Annotated in this window: 16 protein-coding genes; 7 read left to right on the top strand and 9 right to left on the bottom strand. The window is 70.8% G+C overall.

Features of this window, described 5'->3' with window-relative positions; genetic code table 11:
- From ABZ749_RS17615 to ABZ749_RS17605, 3 genes are all read right to left on the bottom strand, one after another.
- Window positions 1–327 (bottom strand): DUF1360 domain-containing protein (locus tag ABZ749_RS17615; RefSeq protein WP_357228909.1); only part of this gene is annotated, 327 nt, incomplete at its 3' end.
- A gap of 53 nt (window positions 328–380) precedes the next feature.
- The gene (locus ABZ749_RS17610; protein ID WP_238678168.1) at window positions 381–719 is read right to left on the bottom strand and encodes an SRPBCC family protein; all 339 of its coding nucleotides are present in this window, start codon (window positions 717–719) and stop codon (window positions 381–383) included.
- The gene (locus ABZ749_RS17605) at window positions 719–1,057 is read right to left on the bottom strand and encodes a DUF6158 family protein (protein WP_357206489.1); all 339 of its coding nucleotides are present in this window, start codon (window positions 1,055–1,057) and stop codon (window positions 719–721) included. Before ABZ749_RS17605 ends, ABZ749_RS17610 begins: the two co-directional genes overlap by 1 nt.
- A 134-nt stretch (window positions 1,058–1,191) precedes the next feature.
- On the opposite strand from ABZ749_RS17605, the gene ABZ749_RS17600 reads away from it, so the two are divergent.
- Window positions 1,192–1,614, top strand: coding sequence for a hypothetical protein (locus tag ABZ749_RS17600; RefSeq protein WP_357228907.1), 423 nt, complete (start codon window positions 1,192–1,194; stop codon window positions 1,612–1,614).
- A gap of 25 nt (window positions 1,615–1,639) precedes the next feature.
- Window positions 1,640–1,972 (top strand): DUF3817 domain-containing protein, encoded by a 333-nt coding sequence (locus ABZ749_RS17595; protein ID WP_357206485.1) that lies wholly within the window; start codon window positions 1,640–1,642, stop codon window positions 1,970–1,972.
- Window positions 1,973–2,026: 54 nt separating this feature from the next.
- Here the strand turns inward: ABZ749_RS17595 and ABZ749_RS17590 are convergent, their stop codons facing one another.
- Complete coding sequence (locus tag ABZ749_RS17590) at window positions 2,027–2,548, bottom strand: DUF6232 family protein (RefSeq protein ID WP_357228904.1); 522 nt, start codon at window positions 2,546–2,548, stop codon at window positions 2,027–2,029.
- 501 nt (window positions 2,549–3,049) lie between these two features.
- On the opposite strand from ABZ749_RS17590, the gene ABZ749_RS17585 reads away from it, so the two are divergent.
- A complete protein-coding gene (locus tag ABZ749_RS17585) occupies window positions 3,050–4,027 on the top strand; it encodes an NlpC/P60 family protein (protein ID WP_357228902.1) in 978 nt (325 codons plus the stop codon).
- Window positions 4,028–4,099: 72 nt separating this feature from the next.
- Here the strand turns inward: ABZ749_RS17585 and ABZ749_RS17580 are convergent, their stop codons facing one another.
- From ABZ749_RS17580 to ABZ749_RS17565, 4 genes are all read right to left on the bottom strand, one after another.
- Complete coding sequence (locus ABZ749_RS17580; protein ID WP_091405669.1) at window positions 4,100–5,089, bottom strand: sigma-70 family RNA polymerase sigma factor; 990 nt, start codon at window positions 5,087–5,089, stop codon at window positions 4,100–4,102.
- Between the two features lie 377 nt (window positions 5,090–5,466).
- Complete coding sequence (gene murQ / locus ABZ749_RS17575; protein ID WP_357228899.1) at window positions 5,467–6,408, bottom strand: N-acetylmuramic acid 6-phosphate etherase; 942 nt, start codon at window positions 6,406–6,408, stop codon at window positions 5,467–5,469.
- Complete coding sequence (locus ABZ749_RS17570; protein WP_355008959.1) at window positions 6,405–7,319, bottom strand: MurR/RpiR family transcriptional regulator; 915 nt, start codon at window positions 7,317–7,319, stop codon at window positions 6,405–6,407. The genes murQ and ABZ749_RS17570 overlap by 4 nt, the downstream gene beginning before the upstream one ends.
- Before the next feature lie 75 nt (window positions 7,320–7,394).
- Window positions 7,395–8,411 (bottom strand): NAD-dependent epimerase/dehydratase family protein, encoded by a 1,017-nt coding sequence (locus tag ABZ749_RS17565; protein ID WP_357228897.1) that lies wholly within the window; start codon window positions 8,409–8,411, stop codon window positions 7,395–7,397.
- 158 nt (window positions 8,412–8,569) lie between these two features.
- On the opposite strand from ABZ749_RS17565, the gene ABZ749_RS17560 reads away from it, so the two are divergent.
- Window positions 8,570–9,262 (top strand): SDR family NAD(P)-dependent oxidoreductase, encoded by a 693-nt coding sequence (locus ABZ749_RS17560; protein WP_357228894.1) that lies wholly within the window; start codon window positions 8,570–8,572, stop codon window positions 9,260–9,262.
- Here the strand turns inward: ABZ749_RS17560 and ABZ749_RS17555 are convergent.
- Window positions 9,247–9,933, bottom strand: coding sequence for a thymidylate kinase (locus tag ABZ749_RS17555; protein WP_357228892.1), 687 nt, complete (start codon window positions 9,931–9,933; stop codon window positions 9,247–9,249). The genes ABZ749_RS17560 and ABZ749_RS17555 overlap by 16 nt on opposite strands.
- Here ABZ749_RS17555 and ABZ749_RS17550 point away from each other — a divergent pair.
- The 3 genes from ABZ749_RS17550 to ABZ749_RS17540 form a co-directional block, all read left to right on the top strand.
- Window positions 9,921–10,682 carry a nucleotidyltransferase gene (locus ABZ749_RS17550; protein WP_357228890.1) on the top strand — a complete coding sequence of 254 codons (762 nt, stop codon included), beginning with the start codon at window positions 9,921–9,923 and terminating at the stop codon, window positions 10,680–10,682. The two genes, ABZ749_RS17555 and ABZ749_RS17550, sit on opposite strands and share 13 nt — an antisense overlap.
- Window positions 10,679–10,954, top strand: coding sequence for a hypothetical protein (locus ABZ749_RS17545; RefSeq protein WP_355008963.1), 276 nt, complete (start codon window positions 10,679–10,681; stop codon window positions 10,952–10,954). The genes ABZ749_RS17550 and ABZ749_RS17545 overlap by 4 nt, the downstream gene beginning before the upstream one ends.
- Before the next feature lie 10 nt (window positions 10,955–10,964).
- The coding region (locus ABZ749_RS17540) for a metallophosphoesterase (protein WP_357228888.1) at window positions 10,965–11,660 on the top strand (696 nt) is incomplete at its 3' end.

Here is an 11,660-nt window from a genome sequence, read left to right as displayed (position 1 = left end):
GCCCGAGTCGCGGACCTGCTCCATCACCTCGCCGCTGCCGCTCGGGCGGTCGTAGCGGGTGAACGGCGCCCGTAACGGGCTGGTCACCGCGTCCTTGGACAGCAACCGACTCAGCTTGTGCGTGGCGATGGAGAGCAGCACCACGTCGGACGGCGCGGGACGCTCCGGCACCGGCCGGCCGGTCGCCTTGACCAGGCCGGCCAGAGCCCCGGTCACCCCGGCGTAGGCGCCCATCGCCACCAGGTAGCCGCCGAGCGGCCGGTGCTCGTGCGGCGCGTATGCCCGGCGCAGCCGGGCCGCCTTCTGCCGCAGGCCAGTGTCGCTCACCCGATCTCCTCACGTGTCGTGGTGGTGCGGGAACGGCGTCGCGCGAGGCCGGCTCAGCCGGCCTGGAGGTTGTCGGCGACCTCGCGTGCCAGGTTGGTGAGCGCCTCGTCTGCCAGCTGGTCCGGACCGGGTCCGCCGGACCCGTCGGCCAGGTCCAGCTGGATCCGCGCGCCACCGGAATCGGCCGGCTCCACCCGGATCTCGGCGGACCAGTCGTCGGCGTCGCCGTCGCCCCAGCGGGCGCGCAGCTCCTCGCCGCTGATCTCCGCAGCGGGGCTGCCGTCGCCGCGCAGCGGCTCCGGCAGCCAGGCCGAGGCGCGGTCGGGGTCGGTGGCCGTGCTGAAGACCACCTCGGGTGGCGCGGACATGCCGCGCACGGCGCGCGCCGGCATCACGCGTCCCGCAGGCGGCTGGGATCGACCTCGCGACCCGGGTGTCGGGCCAGGTACTCGGTCTCCAGCTCCGCCGTGCGCCGGAGGTGGTTCGCGAGTGCGGAGTCGGCAGCGTGCCGCAGGGTGTCCAGGCGGGTTCGGTGCAGGCTGTGCATCTCGCGGATCAGGTCCTCGTCGGAAAGCTCCGTCGGGTCGATGCCGAGCAGGTCGTCGTCGAGGCCGGGAGCGCCGGCCGGGTCGGCTAGCTGATCGCCGCCCCACTCGGGCACCCGCTGCTCCGGGCTCGTATCCGCGCTGCCGCTGGACGCAAAGCCGTCCTCACGTACCGATCCGGTCATGATCGCCCCCCTTGATCTCGTTTGGGCTGGCGTCTAAACGATTGCCCAAGCGCGGTGACGCCAAACCAAGGCGGCGAGTCGACGACTACGACACGGTGTCGGAGACCGGTGGCGTCCCCGGTACCCTCATTGTCATGAGGCGGCTCTGGACCCCGGCGTGGATCGCGCGCCACGTGGCCATGGTCGTCCTGGTCGTGGGCTTCCTGGGGCTGGGCTGGTGGCAAATCAGCCGGGCCACCGCCGGCAACAGCCTGAGCTGGGGGTACGCGGTCGAGTGGCCGATCTTCGCCGGCTTCGTGGTCTACGTCTGGTGGCGTGAGGTGAAGCTGGCCCGCCGCAGGGCGGCGGAGGCCGACGCGCCGCCAGCGGATCCGGCCGTCGAGCCGGCGCCGGCGGTCACCACCGGGTCCCGACCGGGGGTACGCCGACCGGTGCGGGTGTCCCGGGTGCCGGCCACCGGCGACGTCGTCGAGGACAACGACCTGGCCGCCTACAACCACTACCTGTCATGGTTGAACGCCAATCCGGGCGCCCGGCCCGGTGACTATCCCGGCTGAGCCGGGCTCGGAAGGACGGACGAAGGTGGGCGCTGCCCTTACCCGGTACCGCGTGATCGCCTGGATCGTGGGCGTGGTGCTGATCCTGCTGGTCGTGGTCGGCATGCCCCTGAAGTACGCGTTCGACAATCCGGTCGTGGTGGAGACGATCGGGCCGGCGCACGGCTTTCTCTACATGATCTACCTGGTGGCCGCGTTCGACCTGAGCCGCCGAGCCGACTGGCCGCTGAAGCGGATGCTGCTGGTGATGCTGGCCGGCACGGTGCCGTTCGTCTCGTTCTACGCCGAGCGCCGGGTCAGCGCCTGGGTGGCCGCGCCGCAGGCCGAACGGACTCCGGAGCCCGTCCTCCCGCGATGACGGTGAGCGGGCGTGAAGATTGGTTGCGCCGACCTTCACGCCGGTCGCGCCGCATCAGCGGTTGGGCCGCCACGGGTCCGCTTCGGCGATCGGGTCGACCCAACTGCCGTAGCGGTTGACCTCCCGGGCCCGCAGCAGCGCCCGGGTGACCTGGCCGAACTGCCGTTCGTCGTCGGCGCTGAACAGCAGCACCTCCGAGCCTTGGTACCACCCCCACAGTTCGTGTGGCGGTGGGCGCCAGCGGTCGCCGACCAGGGCGAGAGCGGCCGGGAGCAGGAGCACAGCGCCGAGGATCAGGTACGCCCCGGCGGTGAGGCGGTGCAGACCGCCGGTGAAGCCGAGAAGCACCCCCACACCACCGAGCATGCTGGCGGTGATGACCACGGCCCGGACGGCGATCCTGTCGTGCGGGCCCCGGGTGGTACGCAGATGGGTCAGGTCGGCGACCCGGTAACTGTTCCGGCCGATGGTGAACCGGTCGACGGTCACGATGATGCCGGGCCGCGCGTACAGCAGGGTCGACCGGGCGCCCGGCACCGTTCGCGGCGGTCGCGTCTTTGCGCCTTCACGATTCACGGTTCCTCCCGAAGGGGACGGTTGGCCGAGTGGGCCTGCTGGCGACAGTCATCGCTGCCTGCCGACGGGATTCCCGGCTCCGGACTTCATTGTGTTGCGGCACCGCCAGTCGACCTGGGCATTTACCGGGTCCCGACAGCTCACCCCGACCGGGTGAGATCGCCGAGAAACCGCATCCATTTCAGCTTTTATCGGTTATGGCCACCAGGAATCCGGCGGCATAAGCCCGGAACGACGAAAGTCATATATCTGTCAATAAGCGGCGAGAAGGGCGATGTTCCCTCGTTCGCAGGTGTCATCAGCCACGATGGCGCCACCCAGCCCACCGGCCCGACCCGCAACTCTCCCAACTTTCGCCCCTGCTTCAACTGCGAGTCACATCCGTCTCGGGTTAGGTTGGGCGAGCCGGTCCGGCCCAGTGCCGTCCGCCCGGGTGGCCCCGGCCGGTGTCGTCGAGGGCGTCAGCAGCCCCGGCGGCCGTGGGAGAGGGGCCTTCCGCTCTTGTCATCCCTGAGAAATCTGCTGCGCACCGTGGCGCTGGTCGGCATGTCGGCCGCGCTGATCGCCCCGACGGCGGTGGCCCAGGCCGAGCCGTCCCCCGCCGACCTGACCCGCCGGATCGAGACATCCTCGGCCGAGTTGGAGCGGGTCGTCGAGTCGTACAACAAGTTGCGTGAGGAGATCAAGACAAACGAGGCCGCCGTGGCCCGATTACAGACCCGCATCGGCCCGCTCGAACAGCAGGTCGAGCAGAGCCGGGCCGACGTGGCCGAGATCGCCTCCACCGCGTACAAGAGTGGCGGTCTGCGCACCGCGGACGCCCTGCTGCGCGCGGGCGGCTCGGCTGCGCTGCTGGACCGGCTCGGCACGATCGAGCAGTTGACCCGCCAGCGGCAGGAGCGCATCTCCGGCTTCACCACCGACCAGCGGCAGCTGCTCGACGAGAAGGCCCGCCTGAGCACGACCTTGACCCGGCAGGCCGCACAGGCCCGTCAGCTCGCCACGGCGAAGAAGCAGATCGAACAGGACCTGGCCAAGCTGTACGAGCTGCGCCGGCAGGCGTACGGGGCCGCCACTGAGCGACCTGAGCCCAAGGCAGCGACGGCCGAGGCCAGGAACGTGCCCGCCGTGTCCGGTGCTGCCGGAACAGCGGTGCGTTACGCGTTCGGGGCGATCGGCAAGCCGTACAAGTGGGCGGGCGAAGGGCCGGACGGCTACGACTGCTCCGGGCTGACCCTGGCGTCCTGGCGGGCAGCCGGCAAGTCGCTGCCGCACAGCGCCCGGATGCAGTGGAGCGCTGTCGCCCACATCGGGCGGGGCGAGCTACGCCCCGGCGACCTGATCTTCTACAGCGGGCTCGGGCACGTCGCCCTCTACGTCGGCGACGGTCAGGTGATCGACGCGCCCAGCGCCGGTCGCAACGTGCTCAAGCGTGGCATGAACATGATGTCCATCCACGGTTACGGCCGGGTCCGCTAACCACTGTCAATGACGGCGAACGGCCGGCGTCCCCCTATCGGACGCCGGCCGTTCGCCGTCATTACTACCAGGTCAGGCCGCCTGCAGCCCCTCCGCCCGGGCCAGCTCACGGAGCCGGCCCAGCGCCTGGATCTCCAGTTGCCGGATCCGCTCGCGGGACAGCGAGAACCGTGACGCGACCTCGGTGAGCGAGTGCTCCCGGCCGTCCTCCAGCCCGTAGCGGGCCCGCATGATGCCGGCGGAACGATCGTCGAGGTGGTTGAGCAGCCCCTCGATGCGCTGCCGCTCCAGGCCGCTGAGAACGATGTCCTCCGGCGACGGCGCGTCACTGTCGGCGACCAGGTCACCGAGGTTCGTGTCGCCGTCGTCGCCCACCGGGGTGTCCAGCGAAACGGTGTCCTGCGACCAGCGGCGCAGCTCGTTCACCCGCTCGACGGTGACGCCGAGGGCGTTGGCGATCTGCTCCGGCTCCGGGTCGCTGCCCAACTCACGGGTCAGCTGCCGGGCCACGTTGCGCATCCGGTTGACGTCCTCCACCAGGTGCACCGGCAGACGGACGGTGCGCTCCTGCTGGGCGATCGCCCGGCTGATCGCCTGCCGGATCCACCAGGTGGCGTAGGTGGAGAACTTGTAGCCGCGTTCGTAGTCGAACTTCTCGACCGCCCGGACGAGGCCGGTGTTGCCCTCCTGGATCAGGTCCAGCATGGGCATCCCCGAGCGCACGTAGCGCCGGGCGATCGACACGACCAGTCGGAGGTTGGCGCGGATGAAGAGGTCCTTCGCCCGCTCGCCCTCGACGACCAGCCATTCCAGGTCGGCCCGGTCGACACCGGCGGGAACGGCTTCCTCACCGAGCAGGTGCTCGGCGTAGAGGCCGGCCTCGATCGCCTTGGAGAGATCGACCTCCTTGGCGGCGTCCAGCAGTGGCGTCCGGGAGATCTCGTGCAGGTAGACGCCGACCAGGTCGCGCTCCTCGGCAACCTCGTCGGTTCGCATGCCGATGTTCTTGTCCACGTTGCCCACGGTCCCCTCGCTCGCGCCGGTTGCCCGGTTCCTTGCCATTCCCCACACCTGTCAGCCCCTGGTAACTTCTGCTGTGCCCATCGGTGCTGACACCTACACAACAGATGAGACGTGTCGGGGATTCCTCGTCGTGAGTCGAAAGTGTCACGAATGCCTGAGTAGTAGCTGAGAGCACGGTCCATGTTTGCTGTCAGCACCCGTCGGGTGGCTCGCCACTGGGCACCACGTACGGATTACCGCACCATGGCAACACCGCCCGTCGCGGGGGCACAGCGACCCGGATCACCACCACGATGCGATCCTGGTCACTGCCAGATACGCACGGGTGAGCCGGTCGGTTCATTCACGGGGGTGTTATTACCCCCCGGCCAGATGAACAATCCGAGGGCCCATTCGCTTCCCGGGGGACGGGGGCGCTATGAGGCGAGCAGGGCGAGGGCGCCGCGCACCTGGTCGGCCGAGCGGGCCAGCGCGGCCCGGGCAGCGTCGATCTCGGCACCCGAGACAAGGGCGACGAGCGCCGTCTTCAGGTCGCCGTCGGCGTCGGTGAGGGCCTGCTGGGAAAGCTCCTCCGAGCAACCGGTGGCCTCGACCAGAATCGAGATCATTCGTCCGCGAAGTTTCGCGTTGGTGGCCACCATATCGATCATGAGGTTCGAGTAGACCCGGCCCAGACGCACCATGACGGCGGTCGAGAACGTGTTGAGCACCAGTTTCTGCGCTGTGCCCGCCTTCATCCGGGTCGACCCGGTGACCACCTCGGGTCCGGTGTCCACCCCGATGAACACGTCGACCGACCGGGCGGCCTCCGCCTCCGGATTGGCGCAGAGCAACACCGTCGAGGCACCCTTGCCGCGGGCTGCGGACAGCGCCCCGAGGACGTACGGGGTGCGTCCGCTGGCCGCCAGACCGACCACCAGGTCCCCGGCCCGTACACAACTGGCAGCTTCGACCGCGCCGCCCCGGTCGTCGTCCTCGGCGTCCTCGACGGCCCGCCACATGGCGTCCGGGCCTCCCGCGAGGTGTGCGCAGAACCAGTGTCGGGGCGAGTTGAAGGTGGGGGCCAGTTCGGCCGCGTCGAGCACGCCCAGGCGGCCGGAGGTGCCGGCCCCGAAGTAGTGCACCCGGTGGCCGCCGCGTAGCGCCGCGACAGCCAGGTCGACGGTGGTGGCGATCTCGTCGAGCACCGCGGCGACCGCTGCGGGCACCCGCCGGTCCGCCTCGTTGATCACGGTGAGCACGTCCCGCGTCGACATCAGGTCGAGGTCGACGCTGAGCGGGTTACGCCGTTCGGTGGGGGCACCCACCCGGACCGTGGGGCGAGCGGGCCGTGCGGGCATCTCCGCACCGGCCGTCATGCCCGCCTCCGGTTGGCACCCACCCGGTGGGACTGGACCGCCTCGGCGGTCGCCTCCAAGGCCTTGCGGGCCCGGGCGCGGTTGCGGGCGGCCACCCCGACGAAGAGGCAGTCGACCACTGTGAGCTGGGCCAGCCGGCTGGCCGTCGCGCCGGAGCGGTAGGTGGTCTCCCGGGCCGCCGTGGTCAACACGAAGTCCGCCACGTCGGTGATCGGCGAGCGCGGGAAGTTGGTCAGCGCCACTGTCACGGCACCGCGGGTACGGGCCTGCTCCAGCACCTCGATCACGTCGGAGGTGGTGCCGGTGTGCGAGATGCCGATCGCCACGTCTCCCCGGCCCAGGAGGGCGGCCGACGTCAGCGCGGTGTGCACGTCCGGGAAGTAGAAGGCGATCCGGCCGATGCGGTGCAGCTTCTGCTGGAAGTCCGAGGCGACGAACCCGCTGGCGCCGGCGCCGTAGATGTCGATCCGAGCGGCACCGCTGATCGCCTCGACCACCTGCTCGCAGACGGCGGGGTCGAGTTGCTCGGCGGTCTCCTCGACGGCGCGGGCGTCGTTGAACGCGATGGTGGCGATGATCTGGGCGAGGTCGGCACCGGGCGGGATGTCGCCGCCGACGACGCGGGCGTCCGGTGGTTCGATCCGGCGGGCGGCCTCGGCGGCGAGGCGGATGCGCAGTTGGGGGTAACCGTCCATGCCCACCGAACGGCAGAACCGGATGACCGTCGCCTCGGAAGTCTCGGCTGCGGTGGCGAGGTCGGTGATTGTCCGCCGGGCGGCGGCCGCCGGGTCGGAGACGACCAGCCGGGCGACCCGCTGCTCGGCGGGCGACAGCGATGGCAACAGCCCGCTGATGTGGACGATCAGCCCACCGGGCTCGTGACTCGCAGAAATCTTCGGACTCTTCGCCACGGATGAAACTTACTTTCACCAAGCGTGAGCGTCAACTATGACTGTCCGACGTGGGGGAAACTTCGATCGCCGGGATCACCGGTCTCGCACAGCCTGCCACTTCCCCAGGATCGCCGCCTCATCCGCCGGGTCGAGTCCACCCTGCCGGACGGCCGCCGGGTGTGCGGCCATCCACGACGCCGTCGCCCGAACGGTATCGGCCAGCGGACGGACGGTCAGACCGGCGTCCAGGGCCGGCCGGACGTCCCGGTCCATCAGGCCGGCGGTCTCCGGCAGTCGCACCCAGAGCGGCAGCGCCCGCTCCCCCGACCACTCGCGTACGTCTCGGGAGAGCAGGAACTCCTGGTCGACCCAGGTGAGGGCCGGAGCGGCGACGCCCAGCCCGGCGGCCACCCCCGCCAACAGGTCGGCCCGGGACATCGCCGGACCGGAGCCGTCGTACGTGCCGCCGAGGCCGGTGCCGGCGGCGTGCAGCAACCAACGCGCCAGATCGGCGACGTCCACGAACTGCACCCGATCGGTCGGACGCCCGGGGGCCAGCACCTCGCCACCGGCCGACAGCCGCCGCACCCAGTACGGAAAACGGTCGCTCGGATCCTCCGCGCCGACGATCAGCCCCGCCCGGCAGATGAACGAACGGTCCACGCCCACCCGCTCCCGGACCAGCTCCTCAATGCTCACCTTGCACTCGCCGTACCAGCGGTGGTCCGGGCCGATGGGACCGTCCACGTTCGGCGGGGCGGGCGCCAGGATCGGCGCGTCCGCAGCGGTCTGGCCCGGGGTGGCGTAGTCCGCGTACACCGAGATCGTCGACACGAACGACCAGTGGCCGACATGGTCGGCGAGCGCGGCGAGCGCGTGCCGGGCGTGGCTGATCTGGCGGGTCACGTCGACCACGGCGTCGAAGCCCGCGGCGACGAGCGGGACGAGCGAATCGGGATCATCCCGGTCGGCCGCCACGAACCGCGCCCCGGCCGGCACCGCGCCGGACACGCCCCGGGCCGCACAGGTCACCTCGTGCCCCTGTTCGACGGCGAGCTGCGCCGTGGCCCGACCGAGGAACCGGGTGCCACCGAGAATGAGGATCCGCATCCGCCGATCCTGCGCCCCCGAGGTCCGGACAACCCAACCAATCTGCCGACGGCAGACCGCGATCATGAAGTTGTTGCCCCTCGGATCGGCGTGTCACGGCAACAACTTCATGATCGACGGAGGGGCTCGAAGAGGGCGGGGGCACTAGCGTGGGGCTTATGGGAGAGCGCAGCGTGTTGGTGACCGGGGGTTCCGGCGGGCTCGGCGGGGCGGTCGTCACCGCGTTCGTCGAGGCGGGCTGGCGGGTGGTCGTACCCGAGCGGAAAGCCCGGCCCGGGTCGGAGCCGGCGGTGGCCGGACTGGTCCGCGTGGTCGCGGACCTGGGCGAGGCGGCGGGCGCGGCGCAGGCGGTCGAGGCCGCTGCCGGCGAACCGGCGGCGCCGCTGCGCGCGGTGGTCAACCTCGTCGGTGGGTACGCCAGCGGCGGGTTGGTGCACGAGACGCCGGTCGAGGAGTTCGAGCGGATGCTCACCGTCAACCTGCGGCCGACCTATCTGGTCACCCAGGCCGCGCTCCCGCACCTGGTGACGTCCGGCGGCGGCGCGGTGGTCTGCGTCTCGGCCCGCGCGGCAGTCACCCCGTTCCGCGGCGCGGCCGGCTACTCGACGGCCAAGGCGGCGGTGCTGGCCTTCGCCAACGCGGTAGCGGTGGAGTACCGCTCGCAGAACGTGCGCTGCAACACGGTGCTGCCCAGCGTCATCGACACCCCGGCGAACCGGGCCGCCCAGCCCGACGCCGACCATTCCCGCTGGGTCACCCCGGCCGAGATCGCGCCGGTGATCCGGTTCCTCGCGTCGGCGGACTCCGCCCCGACCAGTGGCGCCACAGTGCCGGTCTACGGGCGGGCCTGAGCCACCACCGGGCCGAGGTCCTCTCCGCCCGAGGCGGACGGCGGTAGCCAGGTCTCCAGGTGCGCCTGGATCTGCTCGGTCACCTCCTCGGCCGGGCGGCCCGCGTCCACCAGCACGAAGCTGGGGTACTCGGGCAGTGCCCGGTAGGCGGTGTCGGCGGCGGTCAACCACCCCATCGTCTCGTGGTCGGTGCCGCGTTCCTCGATACGCCGGTACGCCTCCGCCGGGTCGACGGCGAGCAGGAAGGTCACCTGCGGCGTCGGGAACAGCCGGTAGCCGGCCCGGGCGAGCCGTTCCCAGCGCTGCCCGCCGTGCGCCCGGATGCTCGCGTACTGGCAGGCCGAGTAGCGGTCCATGACCGCCGTCCGGCCGGTGAGCAGGCAGCTGATCAGGGCGATGGCGATGGCCAGCCAGCGCAGTACCGACTCCACGGCCAGCACGCCGTCGCGACCGACGAGCCGCTGCGCGTCCGGACGGCCGAGGCGTTGGGCGATCCGACCGAGCCAGCGGCGGCCACTGGCGTTGCGGCGGTAGGTGGCGGGGCGTCCGGCGGCGGTCAGCGCGTCAGCCAGCCGGTGCGCCTGCGTGGTCTTACCCGAACCGTCGATCCCGATCAGGGCGACGGTGCGCAATCGGGCCTTGCGTCGTCGCATCCCCGATGATCTGGCCACCCTCCACAGGTTATCCGACTCACGCACATGGTCCGCGAGGTTTGTGGTGCTTCATCCCTGTTGACGCCCGACCGAGACACCAGCAGGTGTGGACGACCGGAATGCCGGGTACCGGAGTTCGAAATCCAACCGCCGGTCCACCAACACGACGACGGAGGAACCAGATGGCTGAGCGCGGAGACGAGAGTCTGGTGCACACCCTCAAGAAGGTCGCCGCCGTGCTCAAGCAGTCCGAGATTCCGTTCGCCCTGGGCGGCAGCTTCGCGGTCTACGCCCACGGGGGGCACTCCAGCGATCACGACGTCGACTTCCTGATCCGGGAGGCCGACGTGGAAGAGGCACTGGAGGCCCTGGTGGCCGCCGGTTTCGTCGCGGAGCGTCCGCCGGAGGACTGGCTGGTGAAGGTCTTCGACGACGGCCGGATGGTGGACCTGATCCACCGGCCGATCGAGACTCCGGTCACCGAGGAGACGTTCGCCGACACCGTCGTCCGACCGGTGGACGCGATTCGCATGCCGGTGCTGTCCGCGACCCAGCTGATGGTGCACAAACTGCTCAGCTTCTCCCAGCACTACTGCGACTTCGCCCGCGGTCTGCCGCTGGCCCGCTCACTGCGGGAGCAGATCGACTGGGAACGGGTACGCAAGGAGACGCAGCACTCGCCGTACGCCGAGGCGTTCCTGGTGCTGCTGGACCGGCTGGAGGTGGTGTCGGCCGCCGGCACCCAGCCAGGAGAGGGGACATCGTGACCCACCATCGCGACATCGACACCGGGCCACCCGACGAGTACGTCGAGGCGGAGATCCAACGGCTGCTCGTCGAGGACCCCGCCGTCGCCGAACAGGGGATCACAGTGGTTCGACGGGAACGCGCCCTCGTGCTCTACGGCGAGGTGGAGAGTCCGCACCGACGGGACGAGATCCTGCGTCGGGTGTCCGAGCGCTTCCCGGACGTGCCTGTCACCAGCGACATCGGGGTGATCCGCGCCCAAGCGCCCACGGAGATCGAGCAACTGCCCTGAGGGAGGTTCCATGGTGATCCGGATTGCCGCTGTGGGCGACGTGCATCTGGACGAGGACGTGGTCGGCCGGTTCCGACCGGCGCTGGAGGAGTTGCCGGAGTGCGCCGACGTGCTGCTGTTGGCCGGGGACCTGACCCGGCACGGCACCGAGGCCGAGGCGCGCTGCGTGGCGGAGGAGTTCGGCGGCTTGGCCGTACCGGTGGTGACCGTGCTCGGCAACCACGACCACCAGTGTGACCAGGTGCCACAGGTGGTCAAGGTGCTGGAGGACGCGGGCATCACGGTGCTGGAGGGCAACGGCGTCGTGCTGGACTGCGCGGGTGGCCGGCTCGGCATCGCCGGCGTCAAGGGCTTCGGCGGCGGGTTCGCCGGACGGTGCGCCAGCGACTTCGGCGAGCCGGAGATGAAGGCCTTCGTACGGACCACCACCGAGAGCGCGGACCGTCTCGGTGCGGCGCTGCGCTCGCTGGACTGCGACATGCTGGTCGCGCTCACCCACTACTCGCCGGTGCCGGACACGCTCGCCGGCGAGCCGTTGGAGATCTACCCCTTCCTGGGGTCGTACCAGCTGGGGCAGGCGATCGACTCGGCGCCCACGGCGCTGGCCGTGCACGGGCACGCGCACGCCGGCACCGAGCGCGGCACGACCCCCGGCGGGGTACGGCCACCCGCAGGGCGAAACCCAGGTGCTGCTCGACGAGGAGCA

Origin of the sequence: Micromonospora sp. NPDC047753 (assembly GCF_040642735.1) — a bacterium.
GTDB lineage: Bacteria > Actinomycetota > Actinomycetes > Mycobacteriales > Micromonosporaceae > Micromonospora.
The sequence above is the reverse complement of the archived record's forward strand: the minus strand, read 5'-3'. Positions and strand labels throughout refer to the sequence as shown.

Bases quoted from the DNA above. Each gene is read 5' to 3' on its own strand.
- ABZ749_RS17605 (WP_357206489.1), bottom strand. From the start codon at position 1,057: ATGACCGGATCGGTACGTGAGGACGGCTTTGCGTCCAGCGGCAGCGCG.
- ABZ749_RS17580 (WP_091405669.1), bottom strand. From the start codon at position 5,089: ATGGCAAGGAACCGGGCAACCGGCGCGAGCGAGGGGACCGTGGGCAAC.
- ABZ749_RS17550 (WP_357228890.1), top strand. From the start codon at position 9,921: ATGATCTGGCCACCCTCCACAGGTTATCCGACTCACGCACATGGTCCG.
- ABZ749_RS17560 (WP_357228894.1), top strand. From the start codon at position 8,570: ATGGGAGAGCGCAGCGTGTTGGTGACCGGGGGTTCCGGCGGGCTCGGC.
- ABZ749_RS17600 (WP_357228907.1), top strand. From the start codon at position 1,192: ATGAGGCGGCTCTGGACCCCGGCGTGGATCGCGCGCCACGTGGCCATG.
- ABZ749_RS17610 (WP_238678168.1), bottom strand. From the start codon at position 719: ATGCCGGCGCGCGCCGTGCGCGGCATGTCCGCGCCACCCGAGGTGGTC.
- murQ (WP_357228899.1), bottom strand. From the start codon at position 6,408: ATGACGGCCGGTGCGGAGATGCCCGCACGGCCCGCTCGCCCCACGGTC.
- ABZ749_RS17565 (WP_357228897.1), bottom strand. From the start codon at position 8,411: ATGCGGATCCTCATTCTCGGTGGCACCCGGTTCCTCGGTCGGGCCACG.